General features: G+C 64.8%; 19 protein-coding genes, 1 pseudogene and 1 riboswitch. Of the genes and pseudogenes, 9 read left to right on the forward strand and 11 right to left on the reverse strand.

Going from position 1 to position 21,345, the window contains the following annotated elements; genetic code table 11:
- Window positions 1–7 precede the first annotated feature (7 nt).
- Complete coding sequence (gene cobT / locus ACWGS9_RS16430) at window positions 8–1,906, forward strand: cobaltochelatase subunit CobT (protein WP_454506233.1); 1,899 nt, start codon at window positions 8–10, stop codon at window positions 1,904–1,906.
- Window positions 1,903–2,919 carry an esterase-like activity of phytase family protein gene (locus tag ACWGS9_RS16435; protein WP_454506234.1) on the forward strand — a complete coding sequence of 339 codons (1,017 nt, stop codon included), beginning with the start codon at window positions 1,903–1,905 and terminating at the stop codon, window positions 2,917–2,919. Before cobT ends, ACWGS9_RS16435 begins: the two co-directional genes overlap by 4 nt.
- Window positions 2,920–3,027: 108 nt before the next feature.
- Here ACWGS9_RS16435 and ACWGS9_RS16440 read toward each other — a convergent pair whose 3' ends face one another.
- From ACWGS9_RS16440 to rpmB, 5 genes are all read right to left on the reverse strand, one after another.
- Entirely contained in the window at window positions 3,028–3,837 is an 810-nt protein-coding gene (locus tag ACWGS9_RS16440; protein ID WP_454506235.1) for a hypothetical protein, read from the reverse strand.
- A 218-nt stretch (window positions 3,838–4,055) separates the two neighbouring features.
- A complete protein-coding gene (locus tag ACWGS9_RS16445; RefSeq protein WP_454506236.1) occupies window positions 4,056–5,831 on the reverse strand; it encodes a GtrA family protein in 1,776 nt (591 codons plus the stop codon).
- A gap of 163 nt (window positions 5,832–5,994) precedes the next feature.
- Complete coding sequence (locus tag ACWGS9_RS16450) at window positions 5,995–6,669, reverse strand: polyamine aminopropyltransferase (protein ID WP_454506237.1); 675 nt, start codon at window positions 6,667–6,669, stop codon at window positions 5,995–5,997.
- Window positions 6,670–6,733: 64 nt separating this feature from the next.
- A complete protein-coding gene (locus tag ACWGS9_RS16455; protein WP_454506238.1) occupies window positions 6,734–7,414 on the reverse strand; it encodes a queuosine precursor transporter in 681 nt (226 codons plus the stop codon).
- Window positions 7,415–7,525: 111 nt separating this feature from the next.
- Window positions 7,526–7,822 (reverse strand): 50S ribosomal protein L28, encoded by a 297-nt coding sequence (rpmB, locus tag ACWGS9_RS16460; protein ID WP_027167505.1) that lies wholly within the window; start codon window positions 7,820–7,822, stop codon window positions 7,526–7,528.
- Window positions 7,823–8,077: 255 nt separating this feature from the next.
- On the opposite strand from rpmB, the gene ACWGS9_RS16465 reads away from it, so the two are divergent.
- Genes ACWGS9_RS16465 through ACWGS9_RS16475 form a run of 3 tightly spaced genes read left to right on the forward strand, consistent with a single transcriptional unit; the run spans window position 8,078 to window position 10,452 of the window.
- Window positions 8,078–8,869 (forward strand): DUF3108 domain-containing protein, encoded by a 792-nt coding sequence (locus ACWGS9_RS16465; protein WP_454506239.1) that lies wholly within the window; start codon window positions 8,078–8,080, stop codon window positions 8,867–8,869.
- Between the two features lie 27 nt (window positions 8,870–8,896).
- Complete coding sequence (yddG, locus tag ACWGS9_RS16470) at window positions 8,897–9,784, forward strand: aromatic amino acid exporter YddG (RefSeq protein ID WP_454506240.1); 888 nt, start codon at window positions 8,897–8,899, stop codon at window positions 9,782–9,784.
- Window positions 9,781–10,452: a lysoplasmalogenase family protein gene (locus tag ACWGS9_RS16475; protein ID WP_454506241.1), complete on the forward strand. Its 672-nt coding sequence runs from the start codon at window positions 9,781–9,783 to the stop codon at window positions 10,450–10,452. Before yddG ends, ACWGS9_RS16475 begins: the two co-directional genes overlap by 4 nt.
- Before the next feature lie 66 nt (window positions 10,453–10,518).
- Here ACWGS9_RS16475 and ACWGS9_RS16480 read toward each other — a convergent pair whose 3' ends face one another.
- A complete protein-coding gene (locus ACWGS9_RS16480; protein WP_454506242.1) occupies window positions 10,519–10,950 on the reverse strand; it encodes a cupin domain-containing protein in 432 nt (143 codons plus the stop codon).
- Window positions 10,951–11,015: 65 nt separating this feature from the next.
- Window positions 11,016–11,782 (reverse strand): annotated as a pseudogene (gloB, locus tag ACWGS9_RS16485) (hydroxyacylglutathione hydrolase).
- Between the two features lie 100 nt (window positions 11,783–11,882).
- Between gloB and ACWGS9_RS16490 the strand changes: the two are divergent.
- Both ACWGS9_RS16490 and ACWGS9_RS16495 read left to right on the forward strand, forming a co-directional pair.
- On the forward strand, window positions 11,883–12,659 hold the full coding sequence (locus tag ACWGS9_RS16490; protein ID WP_454506243.1) for a class I SAM-dependent methyltransferase: 777 nt from the start codon (window positions 11,883–11,885) through the stop codon (window positions 12,657–12,659).
- Between the two features lie 117 nt (window positions 12,660–12,776).
- Window positions 12,777–14,618 carry an ABC transporter ATP-binding protein/permease gene (locus tag ACWGS9_RS16495; RefSeq protein WP_454506244.1) on the forward strand — a complete coding sequence of 614 codons (1,842 nt, stop codon included), beginning with the start codon at window positions 12,777–12,779 and terminating at the stop codon, window positions 14,616–14,618.
- On the opposite strand, the gene ACWGS9_RS16500 is transcribed toward ACWGS9_RS16495, so the two are convergent.
- The 3 genes from ACWGS9_RS16500 to metX form a co-directional block, all read right to left on the reverse strand.
- Complete coding sequence (locus tag ACWGS9_RS16500) at window positions 14,615–15,544, reverse strand: glycosyltransferase family 2 protein (RefSeq protein ID WP_454506245.1); 930 nt, start codon at window positions 15,542–15,544, stop codon at window positions 14,615–14,617. The genes ACWGS9_RS16495 and ACWGS9_RS16500 overlap by 4 nt on opposite strands.
- 264 nt (window positions 15,545–15,808) lie before the next feature.
- Window positions 15,809–16,423: a methionine biosynthesis protein MetW gene (gene metW / locus ACWGS9_RS16505; RefSeq protein WP_454506246.1), complete on the reverse strand. Its 615-nt coding sequence runs from the start codon at window positions 16,421–16,423 to the stop codon at window positions 15,809–15,811.
- A 91-nt stretch (window positions 16,424–16,514) separates the two neighbouring features.
- Complete coding sequence (metX, locus tag ACWGS9_RS16510) at window positions 16,515–17,684, reverse strand: homoserine O-acetyltransferase MetX (protein ID WP_454506247.1); 1,170 nt, start codon at window positions 17,682–17,684, stop codon at window positions 16,515–16,517.
- A 96-nt stretch (window positions 17,685–17,780) separates the two neighbouring features.
- A riboswitch (SAM riboswitch) is annotated at window positions 17,781–17,858 on the reverse strand.
- A 148-nt stretch (window positions 17,859–18,006) separates the two neighbouring features.
- Between metX and hisC the strand changes: the two genes are divergently transcribed.
- Complete coding sequence (gene hisC / locus ACWGS9_RS16515; RefSeq protein WP_454506248.1) at window positions 18,007–19,110, forward strand: histidinol-phosphate transaminase; 1,104 nt, start codon at window positions 18,007–18,009, stop codon at window positions 19,108–19,110.
- 6 nt (window positions 19,111–19,116) lie between these two features.
- Complete coding sequence (locus ACWGS9_RS16520; RefSeq protein WP_454506249.1) at window positions 19,117–20,052, forward strand: prephenate/arogenate dehydrogenase family protein; 936 nt, start codon at window positions 19,117–19,119, stop codon at window positions 20,050–20,052.
- Between the two features lie 354 nt (window positions 20,053–20,406).
- On the opposite strand, the gene ACWGS9_RS16525 is transcribed toward ACWGS9_RS16520, so the two are convergent.
- Window positions 20,407–21,342: a sugar kinase gene (locus ACWGS9_RS16525; RefSeq protein ID WP_454506250.1), complete on the reverse strand. Its 936-nt coding sequence runs from the start codon at window positions 21,340–21,342 to the stop codon at window positions 20,407–20,409.
- Window positions 21,343–21,345: the final 3 nt, after the last annotated feature.

The following is a 21,345-nucleotide window of genomic DNA, read 5'->3' on the forward strand; positions in this document are numbered from 1 at the left end:
ATGATCAATGGCGGGTCCAGGCGACAACACGCGCAACAAGCCGAAGACGGGTTCTGAAGCCGACAGCTTCAAGCGCGCCGTCACCGTGTGCATGCGCGCCGTCGCCGGCGACAAGGACCTCGAGGTCGGCTTCGCCAAGGATCGGCCGGCGCTGGCCGGCAATCGGGCGCGCCTGCCCGAGCTGCCCAAGAAAGCCTCCCGCAACGACATCGCGATCACGCGCGGCCTGGGCGATTCCATGGCGTTGAAGCGCGCCTGCCACGATCAGCGCATCCATACGAAGCTGGCGCCGGAAGGCAAGCTGGCGCGCGCGATCTATGACGCGGTCGAGCAGGCTCGCGTCGAGGCGATCGGCAGCCGCGCCATGCAGGGCGTGGCCGACAATATCGGTTCGATGCTCGAGGACAAATACGCCAAGGCGAACCTCGTCGACGTAAAGGACAAGGCAGACGCGCCGATCGAGGAAGCGGTTGCGCTGATGGTGCGCGAAAAACTAACCGGCCGACCCGTGCCGAAGAGCGGCGAGCGGCTGGTCGATCTCTGGCGTCCCTGGGTCGAGGAGAAGGCTAGCGGCGACCTCGACGGCCTGTCGGCCAAGCTCGAGGACCAGCAGGCTTTTGCGCGCGTCGTGCGCGAGATGCTCGTTTCCATGGAAATGGCCGAGGAGCTCGGCGACGACCAGGAAACCGACGACTCGGAGGAAAACGACGAGAACGAACAGCAGGGCGAGGAACAGAGCGAGGAAGGCGGCGAGGAGGATTCGGGCTCCGAGCAGTCGCAATCGGAAGATGCCGAGGCCTCTGCGGACGAGGAAGAGTCGGCCGAGACGGAAGCGACCGACGCCACCTCCGACGATCTCTCGGATGAAGACGATGCCGATGCCGAGACACCCGGCGAAGCCAAGCGCAACGACAATCCGTTCCTCAACCTGCCGAAAGAAATCGACTACAAGGTCTTCACCACCGCCTTCGACGAGACGGTCGGCGCCGAGGATCTTTGCGAGGAAGAAGAACTCGACCGGCTGCGCGCCTTCCTCGACAAGCAACTCGCCAACCTCTCCGGCGTCGTCGGGCGGCTCGCCAACCGGCTGCAGCGCCGGCTGATGGCGCAGCAGAACCGCTCCTGGGATTTCGACCTGGAAGAGGGCTATCTCGATCCGGCCCGCCTTGTGCGCGTCGTCATCGATCCGATGCAGCCGCTGTCCTTCAAGCAGGAGCGCGACACCAAGTTCCGCGACACTGTCGTGTCGCTGGTGCTCGACAATTCCGGCTCGATGCGTGGCCGGCCGATCACGGTCGCCGCGACCTGCGCCGACATTCTGGCGCGCACGCTGGAGCGCTGCGGCGTTTCGGTGGAAATCCTCGGCTTCACCACCCGCGCCTGGAAAGGCGGGCAGGCGCGCGAGAAATGGCTGAAGGACGGCAAGCCGCCGAACCCCGGGCGGCTCAACGACCTGCGCCACATCATCTACAAATCCGCCGATCATCCGTGGCGTCGGGCGCGGCGCAATCTCGGGCTGATGATGCGCGAGGGCCTGCTCAAGGAAAACATCGACGGCGAGGCGCTGCTTTGGGCGCATAACCGCCTGATCGGCCGGCCCGAGCAGCGCAAGATCCTGATGATGATCTCGGACGGCGCGCCGGTCGACGATTCGACGCTCTCGGTCAATCCGGGCAATTATCTGGAACGGCATTTGCGGGCGGTCATCGAACTGATCGAGACGCGCTCGCCGGTCGAGCTCCTGGCGATCGGCATCGGCCACGACGTCACGCGCTATTATCGCCGCGCCGTCACCATCGTCGATGCCGAGGAACTGGCCGGCGCCATGACCGAGCAGCTCGCCTCGCTGTTCGGCGAGGAAAGCGCGCGCGACACGCGGCGCGGCGGCTTGCGGCGCGCCGGATGATCTCCTCCTGGCGGCGTGCACGGCGGACGCTTTTCGCCTGCGTGCTGGCCTGCGCCTCGCCGGCGATTGCCGCCCAGAGAGCTCCCGTCGAGACCGTCGAGATTTCGGCGCGGCCGATCACGCAGTTCCATATCGGCCGTGACGAGAAACGGTTCGGGCCGTTCGAATTCGTCGGCGGGCTGGAGATGACCTCGCCGTCGCGCGATTTCGGCGCGCTGTCGGCGCTTCGCTTCCTGAAGCCGGGCAATGACTTCATGGGTGTCGCCGACACCGGCTTCTGGTTCTTCGGCACGATCACGCATGACGCCGACAGACGTCCCACTGGCGTCAAGAATTTCCGCATGCAGCAGATGGTCGACGCTTCGGGCCGGCCGATCGACAAGAAATGGGAGGTCGACGCGGAAGGGCTCGCGGTCAAGGACGGCATCGCCACCGTCGGTTTCGAGCAAAACCATCGCGTGGCCCGGTTCAAGATCGATCCCGACAACATGAAAGCGCCGGTCAAGCTGCTCGACTACCTGGTTCCCGTCGAGGAGTTGCGCCAGAACCGCGGCTTCGAGACCGTCGCCCATGCCAACCCTTATGGGCAGCATGCGGGCGGGCTGGTCGTGGTCTCGGAAACGAGCCTCGACAAATCAGGCAATGTCTACGCCGCCCTCATCGAGGGGCCGGACAAGGGCGTCTTCACCGTCAAGCGCGGCGGCGATTTCGACATAACCGACGGCGCCTTCCTGCCGGACGGCGATCTGCTGCTTCTGGAGCGCAGCTTCTCGATCGCGCGCGGGGTGAAGATGCGGCTGCGGCGCATCCATGGCGAAAGCGTCGAGAAGGGTGCTGTCGCCGACGGGCCCGTGCTGATGGAGGCCGATATGGGCTACCAGATCGACAATATGGAAGGCCTCGACGTCTGGACCCGCGACGACGGCGCGCTGATGGTGTCGCTGGTCTCCGACGACAACCATTCGATCCTGCAGCGCAACCTCTATCTGGAATTCATCCTGCACCAGGATTGAGCGCTTCGGTACTGCCCGCGACGGGTGCTGCCCGCCGCGAGGCTCTGTCGCTTTGCAATAACGCAATTCCGGACTGAAAAACCGTGTCACACTTTTCCTGGAATTGCTCTAGCGGCCGACGTGACGGACCTCGTTCATCACGAAATTGGCCGCGCGCTTGCTTCGGTTGCGGATCTTGAGCGTCGCGGTGTTGTCGACGAAATAGGTGTGAAGGATGCTGTCGCGGGTGCGGACTTCCGGTCCGACGGTGTCGACCGCGTGCCAGGTGTCGGCGCCGACCGCAAAGGCATAGCCGGTGTTCGGGGAAAACGACATCCGGTGCGAATTCTCGAAACGCCCATCCGGCTTGCGCTCGGCGAAGCGAGTGCCGATATGGTTGATGCTGTCGTCTGCCGGCAAATAGAATTGGACCGTGATGCCCTTCCATTTCGTGTCGGTGTGGAAACCGATCTTGTAACCCGCCACATCGCGCGTCAGCATCGGCACCGGATACATGCCGACCTTCATGAAATCCGACCCGAACCGGCGTTCCAGGCCCGGGGCAAGGCGGCGCATGAATGCGTCTTTTAGCTCCGGCGCATGCAACGCCTTGCCGACCAAGGCCCAGACTGCGCGTTTCTCGCCAGGCAGATGGCGGATATATTCGGGGTAGAGGTCGATCTTGATCCGCGTTGCGGTGCCGTCAGCCTTGATGTTTACATTGTTGCGCCCCTTGAGCGCGCGATATTCGCGCGCCTCGGGCATGGCGGCGCGCATGCGCAGATAGAGATCCGCCGGGAAAACATTCGTCATTTCCAGATGCCAGAAAGGCGTTTCCACAAACGTGGCGCGGTCGACTGCTTCCACCATGTGGGAGACGACATGCCGCAGCGTTTGCGTGGCTGATGCTGGCGCCACCGCGCCGTCTATGGCCGACATGAATATCCTTCCCCCAAGCTAACCCCGAATCCTGATTTCCTGGATACATATATCGCTGCTCGGGCGAAATGCTAATCAAAGCACAGGCTGGATTGCAACGATCCACCGGACTGATTTCGATCGCGGTTTTCTACATCACGAAGTGAAGATGTATGGGCGCTAAGCGAGTGTGTGAAAGGGGCGCCGTCGACGATGCTGATATGGCCCCAGGCCGATATTCAGCGAACCTTGTAGATCTCGATCGGCTTTCCTGCGGTCGAGCGGTCCAGTTCGAGCCATTCCGGCACTTCGCCCCGCAGCAGCTCCGCCGCAAGACCCTTTGGCGCGTCCAGAGCCAGCGATGTCTCTTCCGTGTTGCCGCGACAGATCGCGATCAGTCCCACATGCTCGTGCTCGATGACGGCGCGGGCGGCGTCCGGCGTTCCCAAGAACGCGTCGAGCATGGCAAGGTTGCCGCCGATATTGCGGTGATAAGGGCCGGCCAGCGCCCGGTGGCCGGTGAACACCAATATTCCCGAACCGAGATTGGACGAGGCAAGCACCGTCGTCGCCGGCATGGCGGCAAGATCGCGGAAGTCGGCCGGCTTGCCACAGGTCACGGCATGGTCGGGATCGGAATTGATCCGCTGCGGCGCCTTCTGGACCACGGACTGTGCCGCCACCGCCACACCGGCCCAGGTCGCGTTGAGCGAGACCAGCCACGCCATGACAATGCCGGTGGAGATGCGCCATGAGGGCGTGGCGTCCGCCCGCAGTCGGATTTTCGCAATCCAGGCCGAGAGCGGCAGCACGGCGAAGGCGACCGAGAAGGTCGAGCCGCGCACCTGCCAGAGGCTGACGCCGAAGGCGACGACGAGCAGGACGGCGGCGAGCATCTCCTCGCGGCGCAGGCGACGGGTTCGGAGCTGAAAGCCGATCAGGAGGATCGCGATGAAGGGCGTCACATAGCGCGACGCCATCAGCTTCGGCTGGTGGATGGCGACGCTCCAGAAGGGCTGCGCTTCGACCACGTCGCCCAGCCAATAGGTGCGGATACGCTCGTCCATGCCCGCATAGGGCGACGCCAGGCATTGCGGGAAAAGCACGATCACAACGGCCGCGACCACCGCCGCCAACCCCAGCATTGAAACAAGCCGCGTCCGGGCCGTCGATGCGGTCGACGTGCTGGCAATCGCCAGGCCGAAGCCGGAAAGTGCGGCAACCGCGAACTGAAAGGACGAGAAGGCGTCGCACTGGGCCACGCCCCAGTCGGCCGGCCGGACGGTCGCCACGAACACCAGGAAGGCGACGACGGCAAATCCGAGGCCGAAGCCGCGGGCCGTGACGCGCTCCTTGTCGTCGAGGATGAACAGAACCGCGGCACAGATGCCGAGTACCGCCACATAGGGAGCTGTCTCCATGCCGACGGCGAGCGTCAGGCCGGAGCAAATGCCTGACAGAAGGGCAGCAGGCCGCCAGGAGGGCGCCTCCATCAGAAGCCAGAGGCTTGTCGCCGTCAGCAGCAGCTGGACGTTGTGGTGATCGATCACGCCCGGGCTGTAGATCACCAGGAAGAAAAGCGCCGCCGTCGACAGGATGACTGCCGGCATCGCCACATTCGTGCCGGCGAAGCGCCGCGAGGCGCGCATGAGCACGAATATGGTCAACCCGTAGAGCAAGGTCGGCCAGATGATCTGGGCGGCGCGTTCGGCGATGGCGGGGCTGGCGCCCAGCGCATCGAAGGCCATGATGATCAGCGCGAGCGGCGTGTCCACCAGCCGCGACCAGTGCATGAGGAAGCCGCCGGAGGTGCCCATCCTGTATTGATGGAGGTCGAACCAGCCCTGGCCGCCAAGCAGGTCGCGGACCTCGACCAGCCGCAACATGCTGTCGTTGTCGGCGCCATAGTCGGCAAGCGTCGGAAAGCCGGAAACCGCGTTGATCGTCAGCACCACCAGGGTGGCGCATAACGCAAGCAGGAGTTCATTTTTCCAACCGGTGCCTTGCACGGTCATGTAGCAATGCCCTGAGGGAACTTCCGCGATCCTCCACCATCAGCCGTAACAAAGCGTAAAGCCGCCGCGGAATCCTGCGGCCGAAAGCGTCAGGCCGCGGCCAATTGGCTGCAGTGGAACACGAGCTGCCGGCAAGATCAGCGTCCGTTGGCTGAGATCCGGATCACAACGTCTTGGCTGCGATCCATATCACGTGGCGGGCACCGCGCCCGCCGTGGGCCCGCGTGTTGATCTCCTCGACCGCCAAGCCGGCCTGCTTCAGCCGCCGGGTGAAGCGGCTGTCCGGCCCCTGCGACCAGACCGCCAGAACGCCGCCGGGCTTCAATGCGGCACGAGCGGCTGTCAGGCCGGCCGCGTCATAGAGAGAATCATTGCCTTTGTAGACGATGCCTTCGGGACCATTGTCGACGTCGAGCAATACGGCGTCCCAGGCGGCTTTCTCCGTCCTTATCAGCTGACCGACGTCAGCCTCGCGAATAGTGACGCGGGGATCGTCGAGGCAGCCGTCGAAGATCCTGGACATCGGGCCGCGCGCCCAGGCGACGACCGCGGGGACAAGTTCGGCAACGGTGACGGCAGCGTCGCCATCGAGCACCGCGAGAGCGGCGCGCAAGGTGAAGCCCATGCCGAGCCCGCCGATGAGGATCCTTGGCCGCTTGCGGCCGGCGATCCGCTCGCAGGAAAGCCTGGCGAGAGCCTCTTCGGAGCCGCTGAGGCGGCTGTTCATCAGCTCATTGGTGCCCAGCATGATCGAGAATTCGGTGCCGCGCTGCTTCAGGCGAAGTTCCTGGCCGCCATCAGGCGTGCGGGCCGAATCAAGCTGAACCCAGGGGATCAAGGGCCAGCTCTTCGCCTGACCATGATCTTCTCCGCAAACCGCGCTCCACTTTGCGGGATCATGGTTAAACCGCGACGGCCGGCTGGCTCCAGCGCGCGGCGAGCAGCCGGTAGGGGATCAGCGCCACGACGGCGATGATCAGCTTTACCGAAAGATCGCCAAGCGCCCAGGAGACCCAGCGCATCGTCTCGACCGGCAGCATGCCCAGCAGCGGCGCGGTCTCCAGCGCGAAACTGTCATTGGGACCGGCAAAGGCGAAGGCGGCGGAGAAGGCGACGCCGAAGAAAACGACGGTGTCGAATACCGAGCCGACCAGCGTGCCGACGATCGGCGCGCGCCACCAGCTCTGCCGGCGCAGCCGGTTGAAGACGGTGACGTCGAGCAGCTGCGCGGTCAGGAAGGCCGCGCCGGAAGCCGCGGCGATACGTACCAGCCGATCGGCGGCGGTCTCGAACTCGATCAGTCCGTGGCGGAACAGGAACGGCGGGATCAGGATCGAGCAGGTCACCGCCGCCATGAAGCCGACGAACACCACCTTGCGCGCCACAGCCGGGCCGTAGCGGCGGTTGGCAAGGTCGGTGACCAGGAAGGAGAATGGATAGGTGAACGCGCCCCAGGTGAGCAGGTCCGCCAGCGACAGCCCGCCGACCTGGCCCTGCATCGGGAACTGCACGAGGATATTCGACGCCACGACGACAAGCGCCATGGCGGCCACGAAGGGCAGGTATCGCGTAAGGAAGTTCATTTTTTTATCCTGGGTAATGGAACCAGCGGAGCGTCGTGTCGACGCTCGCTCTTATTTCGAGCCCCGGTTTGAGCCGGTGCTCGAGGCGGTCGTCCCCCGCCTGAATGCTGCTTAAGCGGCCGGCTGCTCGGCAAGCTTCTTGGCGATCTGCTTCTTGAGCAGACGAGCGCGCTGCGACAGTTCCTTGACGTCGGCCTTGGCCAGGAAGGCGTCGAGGCCGCCGCGGTGCTCGACCGAACGCAGCGCGTTGGCCGAAATGCGCAGGCGAACGTTCTGGTTCAGCGCTTCGGAAATCAGCGTCACGTTGACCAGGTTCGGCAGGAAGCGACGCTTGGTCTTGTTGTTGGCGTGGCTCACATTGTTGCCGGTCTGGACTGCCTTGGCAGTGAGTTCGCAGGTGCGGGACATCTTGTCTACCTTCAGTTTCTAAACCTGCCAAACCATTCTGCCCGCGCCAGGCGGCGCGCGGTCTCGGTCAGGCGGCCTTTGGAAAAGTTGGCGTTCCATAGTGGCATTTCACCACTGCGTCAAGCTCCGGCACGTGGCCGGCTCGGGCACGCTCCATATAAAGGCCGGATTTCACATTATAAGCCCATCGCGAAGGGATATGCCAGGCTGGAGCCTCCGCGTTCCGGCCGAACCGCCAGGGATTCGCCAGCCGCCATGCTCCGTCCATCTCATGCATTTGCCGCCCTGCTGGCCCTCGCCGTGCCGGCAACAAGCTTCGCCGCCGCGGCGCCACAGTCCTTCAAGGGCGAATATACGGTCTCGTATCTCGGCCTTTCGATCGCCAGGGCGACTTTTTCCAGCCGTTACGAAGGCGGCAGCTACGCCATCAACGGCACCGTCTCGGCCGCCGGCCTCGGCAGGCTGTTCGACGACACGAAAGGCACGATTTCGTCGAAAGGCACCATTTCCGGAAAGCAGATGACGCCGCAGGCATTCAGGGCCGACTACACGTCCGGCAAGAAGGCCTCGATGGTCGACATCCGCTTCAGCAACGGCGCGGTCACCTCCACGCAAGTCGTTCCGGCGCCAGGCAAGCGCGATCCGACGAGCTGGGTGCCGCTCGGCGGCGCAGACCTGAAATCGGTGCTCGATCCGATGGCGGCGACCGTCATCCATGCCGACAGCCTGGACAAGGTCTGCGGACGCACGGTCAAGTTCTATGACGGCGAAATGCGCGCCGACCTGACCCTGACCTATGCCTCCAAGGGTTCGATCTCCGTGCCGGGCTACAAGGGCGACACGGTGACCTGCAAGATGGGCTTCGAGCCGGTGGCAGGCTATCGCAAGGGCCGCAAGGCGCTGAACTTCCTCAAGAACAAGAGCCGAATGCTGGTGACGTTTGCACCGGTCGGCCAATCCGGCGTATATGCGCCGATCCGCGCCACGGTCGGGACCCAGATCGGTCCGCTGACCATCAGCGCCGGACGGTTCGAAGCGGTAGATTAGGCGCCACCCGCGCGCCGGGGGGAATCGATGGGGCGCGCAACACTGATCGGATTCTCGGCGGTCGCCATGTGGGCGCTGCTGGCGCTGCTCACCGACGCTTCCGGGCAGGTGCCGCCGTTCCTGCTGTCGGCCATCACGTTTGCGATCGGCACCTGTGTCGGCCTGGCGGCGCGGCTGGTGATGCCGGCCGCCGACAAGAGTGAGAAGATCCCTCGCCAAGTCTGGGTGATCGGCATAGCCGGGCTGTTCGGCTATCATTTCTTCTACTTCACGGCGCTGCGCAACGCGCCAGCGGTCGAGGCGAGCCTGATCGCCTATCTGTGGCCGCTGCTGATCGTACTCGGCTCGGCGCTGATGCCGGGCGAGCGGCTTGCCTGGAACCACGTCGTCGGTGCGCTGCTCGGCCTCGCCGGCACCTTCCTGATCGTCACCAAGGGTGGCGGACTGGCCTTCGATGCGCGTTATGCTTTCGGTTATGCGATGGCGGCCGTCTGCGCGCTTTTGTGGTCGTCCTATTCGCTGCTGTCACGGCGTTTCCCCTCGGTGCCGACCTCGATCGTCACCTGGTTCTGCGCGGCGACGTCGGCGCTTTCGCTGGCCTGCCATCTGCTGCTTGAGAAGACCGTGCTGCCGGACGGTCCCGGCCAGTGGCTGGCCGTCATCGGGCTCGGCCTGATGCCGGTGGGCGCGGCCTTCTATGCCTGGGACATCGGCGTCAAGCGCGGCAACATCCAGGTGCTGGGTGCCGCGAGCTATGCCGCGCCGCTTTTGTCGACGCTGGTGCTGATTGCTGCCGGCGTCGCCGAGCCGTCGCTGCGCGTTCTCGCCGCCTGTGTGCTCATCACCGGCGGCGCGGCGCTGGCTGCGAAGTCGCTGCTGATGCGCAAGCCGGCGGCCAAAGAGGTGAACGCATGATGCCGTTTCCGGGCGGCATCGAGGCCAACGCCAATGCGACGCTTTTGTTTTCGTTTGTCGCGGCCGTGATCTACGCCTTTGCGCTCGACATGCCGCAGAAGCTGACGCGCACGGCGGCAAAAACGCTTGCCGTCGCTTTCCTGGCCGTGCTTGCCGCCATGCAGGGCGGTCCGCTGCTGCTCGTCGCCGCGCTGGGCTTAAGCGCCGTCGGTGACGCCTTCCTGTCGCGTGACGGCGAAAAGGCCTTTCTCGGCGGGCTGGCGAGCTTCCTCGCCGCCCACTTCGTCTATGTCGCGCTTTTTGTGCGGGCAGGCGGCGGGCTCGACCTGTTGAGCGCCGAAGCCTGGCGGGGCGTGATCGCCCTGGCCATGGCCGCATTCGGCATCGTCATGCTTGCCGCGCTCTGGCGCCGCGTCGGCCCGCAATTGCGCGTCCCGATCGCCGTCTATGTCGCGGCGATCCTCGCCACGGGCATTTCGGCGCTCACCACCGGCAACGCCTGGGTGATCGCCGGCGCGGTGCTGTTCATCGCTTCGGATGGGCTGCTGGCGGCCGAGCGCTTCCTGCTCGCGGCGATCTCGCCGCATCGTGTGTGGATGCGCTACGCGGTCTGGCTGCTTTACTACGCCGCCCAGCTGGCGATCACGCTGGGAATTTTGCTGGCTTAGGCCTTTTCGGATTGCGCATGATCTTCCGGTAACCACTTCTTGCTTTCGCTGACCTTTGGTTCGGGATCATGCTTTCGGTCGCCAATCAGGCTCGGCCAGCTCGAAGGCGGCGAAGTCGAAGCCCGGCGCCACAGTGCAGCCGACCAGTGTCCATTCGCCAAGGCTGCGCGCCGACTGCCACCAGCCGGCCGGCACGACGATCTGCGGCCGCTCGCCCGTGGCAAGGGCTGTGCCCAGCAACTGCTCGATGACGTTGCCTGAACCTTCCTCATGCATCGACAGCGCCAGCGGCGCGCCGGCATAAAAGTGCCAGACCTCGGCCGCGTCCTTCACCCGATGCCAGGCCGAAAGCTGGCTCTGCTCGAGCAGGAAGTAGATCGCGGTCGAATGACCGCGTGAGCCGCCCGCGGCGTCGCGAAACGTCTCGGCGTACCAGCCGCCCTCGGGATGCGGCTGAAGACCTAGCGTTGCGATGATCCCGGCGGCGCTGGTGGTCATTCGCATTCTTTGTCTTGATGCATGTCGTTATCCCAAAACCGCTGCACACTTTTGGGCGACATGCATCAGAAATTGTCCTTGCGCTTGCGGATCTCGGCAAACACCTCGGCGTCCGAGGCCTTCTCCATGGCGAGATGCTTGCGGATCGCAGGGTCGTGCCAGCGCAGGAACGGATTGGTCGACAATTCCTCGCCGAGGGTCGTCGGCAGCGTCGGCTTGTTGGCGGCGCGCAGCGCTTCGATCCTTGCCGCGCGCTGCTTCAGCGCGGGGTTGCTCGGGTCGACCGTCACCGCAAAGCGGGCATTGGCCAAAGTGTATTCGTGGCCGCAATAGATGGCGGTTTCCGCCGGCAGCGCCGCCAGCTTCTTCAGCGATTCATACATCACCGGCGGCTTGCATTCGAACAGGCGGCCGCAACCCAGCGCAAACAGCGTGTCGGCGGTGAAGGCCACCTTCGAGGCCGGCAGATGGTAGGAGACGTGGCCGGCGGTATGACCGGGCGTCTCGATGACCTCGATCCTTTCCTCGCCGAGGCGCACGACCGAGCCTTGGCTGACCATCTCATCGAGGCCGGGAATCTTTGCCTTCTCGGCTTCGGGGCCGACGATGCGCAGCTTGAAGCGTTCCTTCAGCGCCAGATTGGCTTCGACATGATCGGTATGATGTGCGTGGTCAGGATCAATGTCGGCGTCCAGCCGGTGCGCTTGATCGCCGCCAGGATCGGCGCCTCTTCCGGCGCGTCGATGATCGCCGTCTGCCCGCTTTTGGGATCGTGAACCAGCACGCCGAAATTGTCGGTGCGGCACATGAACTGCTCGATCTCGACGGCCATCGGCATCTTTCTCCGTTATCGCCGCAGACATAGGGCCGCAGGCCGCCGATGTCATCTGCCTTTGTTGAACTTGGCATGCATCGCGGCTACCGTCGCGCGCATGCATTCGGATATCGTCGATCTGCGCTCCTTCTACTCGACCACGCTTGGGCGCCTGGCCGAGCATTCGATCACCATGGCGCTGTCGTCCATATGGGCAACCGTTCCCAACGAGCGGCTGGTCGGCCTCGGCTATACGCTGCCTTGGCTGGAGCGCTTCGGCACCGATGCCGAGCGCGTCTTCGCCTTCATGCCGGCGACGCAGGGCGCCGTGGTGTGGCCGGCGTCGGGGCCGACGGCGACGGCGCTGGTGTTCGACGAGGAACTGCCGCTGGTCGATTCCTGCATCGACCGCGTGCTCCTGGTGCATTCGCTCGAACATGCCGAAAACCCGCGCGAGACGCTGAACGAGATCTGGCGCGTGCTGTCGCCGGCGGGCCGTGTCGTCATCGTCGTGCCCAACCGGCGCGGCGTCTGGGCGCGGTTCGAGCACACGCCGTTCGGCAACGGCCGGCCGTTCTCGCGCGGCCAGCTTACCGAATTGCTGCGCGAGGCGAATTTCACCCCGGCGACATGGAGCGATGCGCTGTTCTTCCCGCCGTCGCCGCGGCGTTTCATGATGCGGTTCCACAATGTGCTGGAGCGGGCCGGCCGTCGGTTCTGGCCGATCTTTTCCGGCGTCATCGTTGTAGAGGCGCAGAAGCGCCTCTACCAGGGCGTGCCGGTCGCGCAGCGCGCCTCGCGCCGCGTCTTCGTGCCGGTCTTCTCGCCGCAGGGCGCGACACGGCTCGGCCGGCAGGCGGCCGATGCCGCGCCTGGCCAAGTGACGCGTTCGTGATCGCGACCGCGCCTTGCATCGCGCAGCGATCGTCACCCTATCTGAGGAAAGCTCGATCTGAGAAATGCTCGCCAGGCGCGGTATTGGTGACCGCTGCGGAAATCAGGAAATTCCCCCATGGAAGACCAGACCGATAAAAAGCCGGGCCCGCAAAATGCCGCTGTCTCGGTCGAGGCGAGCAGCCTCGCCGACCAGGTGGCGACGATCAAGCGGGGGCTGAAGTCCTCGCCGGTGCGCAGGCAGCTTGCCTGGGTCTCGATCGGTATTGTCGCGGTCATCGTCGCAACCTCGATCGGACAGGTTCTGCTCAACCGCTGGAACCAGCCTTTCTACGATGCGCTGGCCCGGCGCGACATGGCGGACTTCCTGCACCAGCTTCTGGTCTTTGCGGCCATTGCCGGCGGACTTCTGGTGCTCAATATCGGCCAGACCTGGCTTAACCAGATGATCCGCTTGAGGCTGCGCGAGGCGCTGACGCTGGACCTGATCGATCAATGGATGCTTCCGGCGCGGGCCTTCCGGCTGGCCAATGCCGGCGCCATCGGCGTCAATCCCGACCAGCGCATGCAGCAGGATGCGGCGCATCTGTCGGACCTTTCGACGGACCTCGGCGTCGGCCTGCTGCAGTCATTCATCCTGCTCGTCTCCTTCATCGGCGTGCTGTGGGAGCTGTCTTCCGGCTTTGTGTTCCTCGTCGGCGGCTGGTCATTGGCGATACCGGGCTACATGGTCTGGGCCGCCTTCCTCTATGCCGGCACCGCGTCCTGGCTGAGCTGGCTGGTTGGACGCCCGCTCATCAGCCTCAACAGCGAGCGCTATACCCGCGAAGCGGAGTTGCGCTCCTCCATGGTGCGGGTCAACGAGAACGTCGATGCCATAGCGCTCTACCATGGCGAGCCCGATGCCAGGCGCCGGCTCGAACTTGACCTCGGCACGGTGCTGGGCGCCATGCGGCGCATCTATACCGCGCAGATCAACCTGTCCTGGGTGACCGATACTTATGGCTGGATAACGGTGGTGGCGCCCATCCTGGTGGCTTCGCCGGTCTATTTCTCGGGCAACATCAGCTTCGGCGGGTTGATGATGGCGGTCGGCGCCTTCAACCAGGTTCATTCGTCCCTGCGCTGGTTCATCAACAACATCGGCAGCATCGCCGATTGGCGCGCAACGCTGATGCGCGTCGCCGATTTTCGCATCGCGCTGGAAGAAACCGATGTGCTGCACGACACGGAAAAGCGCATCGAGTTCGGGGAAAACGCCAATGGCAGCCTGACGTTCGAAAAACTCCAGGTGGCCTCGCCGGAGGGCTGTGCCAAGCTGGCAGACCCGCATGTCGAAATCCATGCCGGCGAGCGCGTCATGATCACTGGCGAACCGGGCGCCGGCAAGACATTGTTCTTCCGCGCCATTGCCGGCCTGTGGCCGTGGGGAAGGGGACTGATCGGCCTGCCAGCGGGAGAAACCCCGATCTTCGTGCCTCGCGTTCCGTATTTCCCGGCCGGCACGCTGCGCGAGGTCCTCGACCATCCGAACGGATCTGCGCCAGTGAGCGATGCCGAAATTTCGGCGGTGCTTGCCGAGGTTGGCCTCGAACGGCTGTCATCTTCGCTCGACCGCAGCGGGCGCTGGGAGCGCGAACTGGGCGACGATGAGCAACGCGCGCTCGCTTTCGCCCGGATCGCCGTGCGGAAACCAAAATGGGTGATCATCGACGAAGCCCTGGACGCGTTCGACGGCCCGTCACTGCGGCGGGTGCTGGCGATGCTGCAGACGCGGCTGCCCGACGCCGCCATCCTCAACATCGGCCGCGGCCTGCACAACACTCAGTTCTTCCCGCGCTCGCTGAACATCGTGAAGGATACCGGCGCACAGGCACTGAAACCCGCGCGGGTCAGGGCCGGGGCGATCGAACCGCCGCCTCCGGCGGCGCGCCGCAAGAAGGTATCCTCTGAAGCTTAGGCTGGCCGGGCGCCGTACTTGGCACGGAACTCATCATAGCAGTCGCGGCGCCAGCGCCGGCCGACGACATAGCCGCGCACCAGTTCGGTCGGCGAGTAGCCGAGCGACTTGGACGACCGGTTGGCATGATAGCCTGAAAACGCCTGCGGCAACCTGCCCTTGAGGATATCGGCGATGATCTGGCGCGCAATCATGTAAGGCGGAACGTCGGGATAGCGGTCGGCGATATAGGGATGCTTGTCGATCAGATTGCCATAAGCCTCGACATAGCCGTCACGGCGGCCGGAGATCGAATTCTCCGAATTGTACTTCTTCCAGTCGATGTCCTCGGACAGAAGGGCGCCGCCGCGGCGGGCAAAGCGCAGCAGCAATTCGCGGTCCTGCATGCGCGTCACGTCGCTGTCATAGCCGCCGATCGCGAGCAGCGACCCGAGCCGGGCCGTGATTGCCGAGCCGGCAATGAAGATCGTCTGAAAGACCAGGGCGCGCTGCAGCGTGCTTTTGTCGAGAAGGGCGTTGCGATTGATGCATTTGGTGCTGCGGCCGCCCTTCACCGACAGGAAGGAGCTGATCAGCACCTCAAGCGAAGGGTTCTCGTCGAAGCGCGCCAGCGTCCGCTCCAGCCGGTCCGGCAGATAGACGTCGTCCGAATCGAGGAAAGTCACCACTGGCGCCCGCGCGCGCTCTATGCCCGCATTGCGCGCGGCATTGGCGCCGCGCCATTTGGCGCCGACATAGATCAGCCTTGTGTCGCGGATTTCGGCGAGCGCGGCGGCTGTCCCGTCCGTCGAACCGTCGTCGACAACAATGTGCTCGAAGCGGGTGAATGTCTGCGCCAGGACGCTTTCCACCGCGCGCACTACCTGGCTGCGCCGGTTGTGCGTCGGCGTGATCACTGTCATCAGCGGAACGTCTTCGCTCGACATCGGGCCGCCGCTACCGGTCGGTTCTGGTGTTTGTCGGATGGGGTCTGACGCCTATCTTCGTTTCCCACCTCCGATTTGCGGCCGACGCTACAAAAAAGCCACCCTTGTGTCACGCCGCGCCCGCCAAGAAATGCCGGAACTGGCGGCTTTTCCGCAGTATTGCGGTTTGATGGCAACACAATCGGGTTTCCGCCTTGGCGGGGCAAGTCCGCTGGCAAGGGCCAGCGGCGAGAACCATTGTGCTCGTGGGGCCGCTCCGCGGCGTCAGCGTTTCAACAAAAACACCGCCTGCTGGCCGAAGAAATTCCAGAACCACCAGGGCATCTTCAGGCCGATCTTCTGGCCGTTGTCGTCGAGCGCGGTAGCCTTCTCGACGGTCGCGCCGAGCTCCTCGCACAGATTGACGAAGTCGCGGATGGTGCAGAAGTGGATGTTGGGCGTGTCGTACCAGGAGTAGGGCAGGTCCTTGGTGACGGGCATCCTGCCCTTGACCAGCAGTGAAAAGCGCACGCGCCAGTGGCCGAAATTGGGGAAGGATACGATGGCGCGGTTGCCGATCCTGAGCAGCTGGTCGAGCACCACCTTCGGGTTGCGCGTCGCCTGCAGCGTCTGCGACAGGACGACGAAGTCGAAACCCTTGTCGGCGTAGAATGCAAGATCGGTGTCGGCGTCGCCCTGGATGACCGAGAGGCCGCGCGCGACGCATTCATTCACGCCGCGCTGCGACAGTTCCAGGCCGCGGCCGTCGACCTGCTTGGTCTCCTGCAAAAGCTCCAAAAGCACGCCGTCGCCCGAGCCGACATCGAGCACGCGCGAGTTCGATGGAATGAGGTCGGTGACGACGTCGAGGTCGACGCGCTGGGCGCGGTTGACGCTCATGGGGACACCTCCGGCTTTTGTTTTGATGCATGTCGTTGTCCCCGAACCGCCGCGCGCTCCTGGGCGACATGCATTGGCGATCGCGAGCCGCTCATGCGCCGAGCCCTCTGGCGCGGGCGGCGGAGGCGATGAAGCCGTTGATGGCCGCGAACAGCTCCGGCTCGTCGAGCAGGAAGGCGTCATGGCCGCGATCCGTCTCGATCTCGACGAAGGAGACGGAAGCGCCCGCCGCGTTCAAGGCATGCACGATCGAGCGGCTCTCCTCGGTCGGGAACAGCCAGTCGCTGGTGAAGGAGACGAGGCAGAAGCGCGTCTTGGTGCCGGCGAAAGCGTCGGCGAGGCGCCCGCCGTGATCTGCGGCAAGATCGAAATAGTCCATCGCGCGGGTCAGATAGAGGTAGGAATTGGCGTCGAAGCGGTCGACGAAGGTCATGCCCTGATGGCGCAGATAGCTTTCGATCTGGAAATCGGCGTCGAAGCCGAAGGTCAGCGCCTCGCGGTCCTGCAGGTTGCGGCCGAACTTGCGGTGAAGCGCGGCTTCCGAAAGATAGGTGATGTGGGCGGCCATGCGCGCGACGGCGAGCCCTTTTTCCGGGCGCTTGCCGAAATCGAGATATTTGCCGCCGTGCCAGTCCGGGTCGGCCATGACGGCCTGCCTGCCGACCTCGTGGAAGGCGATGTTCTGCGAGGAATGGCGCGCGCCGGTGGCGATCGGCAGGGCGCAGAACACGCGCTCCGAATGACTGGCCGCCCATTCCAGCACCTGCATGCCGCCCATCGAGCCGCCAAGCACGCAAAACAGTTTTTCGATGCCGAAATGATCGACCAGCATCGCCTGCGCGCGCACCATGTCGCGGATGGTGATGATCGGCAGGTCGAGGCCGTACGGCTTACCGGTCGCCGGATTGGTCGAGGCCGGGCCGGTCGAACCGAGGCAGCCGCCGACGACGTTGGAGCAGATCACGAAGAAGCGGTTGGTGTCGATGATCTTGCCGGGGCCGATCAGCACCTCCCACCAGCCCGGCTTGCCGGTCACCGGATTGGTGTTGGCGACGTGCTGGTCGCCGGTCAGCGCGTGGCAGACGAGGATGGCATTGGAGCGCGCGTCGTTGAGCGTGCCGTAGGTCTGGTAGGCGACCTGGAAAGGCGAAAGCAAGGTGCCGGCGTCGAGCTTCAGCGGCTTGTCGGGGCCGAACTGCAGCACCGGGCTCGACGGATGGTCGGCCTCGTCCTTGGTCCTTGCAGCGCGCTGAGCGGCCATGTCCGTCCTCATCCTGTCCCGCATCGGTCTCATCCCGATGCGGTGTCCGGCCGGCAGCGGACAACAAAAAACCGGCATTGCCGTCGCAAAGCCGGTTACAGGTTGCAAACGGCCCTTTAGCGAGTTGTTTAACGTGGCTGCAAGCCGACCGGCCAAATCACCACGGAAGTCTGGCAGACCTTCTAGGACCAGCGCCGCGCTTCGTCAACGGGTAGCCTTCTCGCGGGCGGGCGCGGGTGCCAAGCGCCGGCACTCGACATTCCAGCCTGTGGCCTGTATTTCCGCTGCGGCCTTGAAGAGGCCTTCTCGACGGATTTGTGACATGAAGCAGGATCAGCCCCGTCCGACGCCCCGCGCGGGCATTATGGACATCGAGGCCTATGTGCCGGGAAAAAGCACCGCGCCGGCCGGCGTGACGAAAGTCTACAAACTGTCGTCGAACGAAAATCCGCTCGGACCTTCGCCGAAGGCGATCGAGGCCGCGCGTGAGGTTGCGGCAAAGCTGGATGTTTATCCGGATGGCTCCGCCCGCCGGCTGCGCGAGGCGATCGCCGAGGTGCATGGCCTCAACCCGGCTAACATCATCTGCTCCAACGGCTCCGACGAGATACTGGGGCTGCTGGCGCAGACTTATCTGGCGCCGGGCGACGAGGCCGTGTTCACCGAGCACGCCTTCATGGTCTACAAGATCTACATCCAGGCGGCCGGCGCCAAGCCTGTCGCGGTCAAGGAGACCGACGAGCGCGCCGACATCGACGCGATCCTTGCCGCGGTGACGCCGGCGACGCGGATCGTGTTCCTCGCCAATCCCAACAATCCGACCGGCACCTATGTGCCGTTCCAGGAAGTACGCCGGCTGCACGCTGCCCTGCCGAAGGACGTGCTTCTGGTGCTCGATGCGGCCTATGCCGAATATGTGCGGCGCAACGACTATGAGGCCGGCATCGAGCTTGCCGGCAGTTCCGACAACGTGGTGATGACCCGCACCTTCTCCAAGCTCGGCCTTGGCGGCGCGCGCATCGGCTGGATGTATGGGCCGGCGCATATCGTCGATGCGATCAACCGCGTGCGCGGCCCCTTCAACGTCAACGCGACCGCGATCGAGGCCGGCATCGCCGCGATCCGCGACCGCGCCCATATCGAGCGCAGCGTTGCGCATAACGAGAAGTGGCTGGCCTGGCTCAGCGCGGAGCTGACCGGGCTCGGCCTGCGCGTCACGCCCAGCGTCGGCAATTTCGTGCTGATCCACTTTCCCGACGGCAGGAAGCATTCGGCGGCGGCAGCGGACGATTATCTCAGTGCGCGCGGTTACATCCTGCGCCGCGTGACCGGCTACGGTTTCCCCAATGCGCTGCGCATGAGCATCGGCACCGAAGAGGCCAATCGCGGCGTCATCGACGCGCTCAAGACCTTCCTGAAAAGCTAGAACACCATGGCATCACCGATGTTCGAGAAAATAGCGCTGGTCGGCATCGGCCTGATCGGCTCGTCGCTCGCCCGAATCATCCGCCGCGAGGGCCTGGCGCGCCACATCGCGATTGCGACGCGCAGCGCATCGACGCTGAAGCGCGCCGAGGAGCTAGGCCTTGGCGACTCCTACAGCACCGACGCCAGCGAAGCCGTGCGCGGCGCGGACCTCGTCATCGTCTCGGTGCCGGTCGGCTCGTCCGGTGAGGTCGCGGCCGAGATCGCGCCGGCGCTGAAGAAAGGCGCCATCCTCACCGATGTCGGCTCGACCAAGGCCTCGGTGATCGCGCAAATGCAGCCGCACGTGCCGGAAGGCGTGCACTTCATCCCCGGACATCCGCTGGCCGGCACGGAGAAGTCCGGACCCGATGCCGGCTTCGCCGATCTCTTCGAGAACCGCTGGTGCATCTTCACGCCGCTGCCCGGCACCGATCCCGCGGCGCTTGAGAAGCTTTCGGAATTCTGGCGGCGCTGCGGCTCCAACATCGATACGATGGATCCGCAGCATCACGACATGACCTTGGCGATCGTTTCGCATCTGCCGCATATCATCGCCTACAACATCGTCGGCACGGCCGACGACCTGGAAGCGGTGACCAAGAGCGAAGTGATCAAATACTCCGCATCCGGTTTCCGCGATTTCACGCGTCTTGCCGCCTCCGATCCGACCATGTGGCGCGATGTGTGCCTGCACAACAAGGACGCGATCCTGGAGATGCTGGCGCGTTTCTCGGAGGATCTGGCCTCGCTGCAGCGGGCGATCCGCTGGGGCGACGGTGAAAAGCTGTTCGACCTCTTCACCCGTACCCGCGCCATCCGCCGCTCGATCATCGAGGCCGGCCAGGACATCGATGTGCCGGACTTTGGTCGCCAGGCGGTCGAGCATCCAGCCAAGCCTTAGGCTTCCGCACCGGATTTTGACCGGTCGGCTATGTCTGCGGCGGAAGGTGGTATTTCTTCGAGATTGGCCGAAACGCCCACTCGGTCGTCATTCTCGGGCTTGACCCGAGAATCCATTCCGTGACGTTCGACATAGGGTGCAGCGGCGCAAAATTCTGAAACCGCTGCAAATGCTTTAGCGTCACGGTATGGATCCTAGGGTCTGCGCGCGTCGCTTCGCTCCTTGCTCCGCCCTAGGATGACGAGATGGGCAGACTTTCCGCCAATTCCGAGAGTCAGCACCGATCTCACGGCAAGGATGGTGAAGTCTGCCCGCCGACAGCCTGCAATCTTTCAAAGCCCCTGTGTCGAGGACCTAGCCTGGTTCGGATGCTGGCCAGTGCGCCGCCATCATGGCCAGCGTCTCGGCCCTGTCCGGCGCGCCGAGGCGGCCGCCGAACCGCAGGCATTTGAGCGCGGCGGCGGCGCTGGCAAAGCGCAGGGCCTCTTCCATGGGCATTGCCTCGGCGAGGCCGACGGCGAAGGCGCCATGGAAGACGTCGCCGGCGGCAAGCGTGTCGACAGCCTTGACCTTCGGCGCCTGGACATGGCGCACGCGCCCAGTCGCCCGGTCGTGCCACCACGTCCCGGCCGCGCCGCCGGTTACTGCGACGAAGGCATCGGTGCGCGAGGCAAGATCGGTGCAGGCGCTTTCAGGGTCGAGCGCGTGGCCGCAAACGATGCGCGCCGCCGGTTCGGACGCGACGATGTGCGAGGCCAAGGGCAACAGGCGCTCCAGCACCTCGACCGGCGCGGTGTCGGCATCCAGGATCGCCGGACGGCCGATCGATCTGGCCGCGCTCAGAGCAAGTGCCGCGGCGCCCGGCCAGCGGACATCCACCAGCACGGCATCGAAGGCGGAGAGGTCGGCGAGCGGCAGCGCCTCGGGATCGGCTTGCGCCTTTTTGTCATAGAAGGGGACGATGACGCGCTCGCCATGTGCATCCACCAGGATTGCGGCCAGCGCCGATCGCGCGCCGGCGACGCGGCGGATGAGGCTGCAGTCGACGCCTTCGGCCTCGATGTCGGCGATCAGCCGGTCGCCGACCGGATCGTCGCCGGCGCTCGCCCATAGCGAGACCTGGGCGCCGAGGCGATGCGCGGCGCAGGCGGCACTCGTCGCCATGCCGGAGGCGATCTGGACGCCGTCGCTGGCGATGAACTTGCCTTGATGCGCGGGAAGCGTCTCGACGCGAAGGATCGTGTCGAGGGTGAAGGCGCCGACGCTGAGCAGTCTGACCGGCTCCGGCATGGC

The sequence above is a fragment of the Mesorhizobium sp. Arg314 genome (assembly GCF_053714275.1).

What these genes read in the sequence shown, in the direction of transcription:
- ACWGS9_RS16525 (WP_454506250.1), bottom strand. Translation starts at nt 21,342, where the DNA reads ATGCCGGAGCCGGTCAGACTGCTCAGCGTCGGCGCCTTCACCCTCGAC.
- ACWGS9_RS16500 (WP_454506245.1), bottom strand. Translation starts at nt 15,544, where the DNA reads ATGTCGAGCGAAGACGTTCCGCTGATGACAGTGATCACGCCGACGCAC.
- rpmB (WP_027167505.1), bottom strand. Translation starts at nt 7,822, where the DNA reads ATGTCCCGCACCTGCGAACTCACTGCCAAGGCAGTCCAGACCGGCAAC.
- metW (WP_454506246.1), bottom strand. Translation starts at nt 16,423, where the DNA reads ATGAGCGTCAACCGCGCCCAGCGCGTCGACCTCGACGTCGTCACCGAC.
- ACWGS9_RS16475 (WP_454506241.1), top strand. Translation starts at nt 9,781, where the DNA reads ATGATGCCGTTTCCGGGCGGCATCGAGGCCAACGCCAATGCGACGCTT.
- ACWGS9_RS16465 (WP_454506239.1), top strand. Translation starts at nt 8,078, where the DNA reads ATGCTCCGTCCATCTCATGCATTTGCCGCCCTGCTGGCCCTCGCCGTG.
- ACWGS9_RS16440 (WP_454506235.1), bottom strand. Translation starts at nt 3,837, where the DNA reads ATGTCGGCCATAGACGGCGCGGTGGCGCCAGCATCAGCCACGCAAACG.
- ACWGS9_RS16455 (WP_454506238.1), bottom strand. Translation starts at nt 7,414, where the DNA reads ATGAACTTCCTTACGCGATACCTGCCCTTCGTGGCCGCCATGGCGCTT.
- ACWGS9_RS16445 (WP_454506236.1), bottom strand. Translation starts at nt 5,831, where the DNA reads ATGACCGTGCAAGGCACCGGTTGGAAAAATGAACTCCTGCTTGCGTTA.
- ACWGS9_RS16490 (WP_454506243.1), top strand. Translation starts at nt 11,883, where the DNA reads ATGCATTCGGATATCGTCGATCTGCGCTCCTTCTACTCGACCACGCTT.
- hisC (WP_454506248.1), top strand. Translation starts at nt 18,007, where the DNA reads ATGAAGCAGGATCAGCCCCGTCCGACGCCCCGCGCGGGCATTATGGAC.
- ACWGS9_RS16435 (WP_454506234.1), top strand. Translation starts at nt 1,903, where the DNA reads ATGATCTCCTCCTGGCGGCGTGCACGGCGGACGCTTTTCGCCTGCGTG.
- cobT (WP_454506233.1), top strand. Translation starts at nt 8, where the DNA reads ATGGCGGGTCCAGGCGACAACACGCGCAACAAGCCGAAGACGGGTTCT.
- yddG (WP_454506240.1), top strand. Translation starts at nt 8,897, where the DNA reads ATGGGGCGCGCAACACTGATCGGATTCTCGGCGGTCGCCATGTGGGCG.
- ACWGS9_RS16495 (WP_454506244.1), top strand. Translation starts at nt 12,777, where the DNA reads ATGGAAGACCAGACCGATAAAAAGCCGGGCCCGCAAAATGCCGCTGTC.
- ACWGS9_RS16480 (WP_454506242.1), bottom strand. Translation starts at nt 10,950, where the DNA reads ATGACCACCAGCGCCGCCGGGATCATCGCAACGCTAGGTCTTCAGCCG.
- metX (WP_454506247.1), bottom strand. Translation starts at nt 17,684, where the DNA reads ATGGCCGCTCAGCGCGCTGCAAGGACCAAGGACGAGGCCGACCATCCG.
- ACWGS9_RS16520 (WP_454506249.1), top strand. Translation starts at nt 19,117, where the DNA reads ATGGCATCACCGATGTTCGAGAAAATAGCGCTGGTCGGCATCGGCCTG.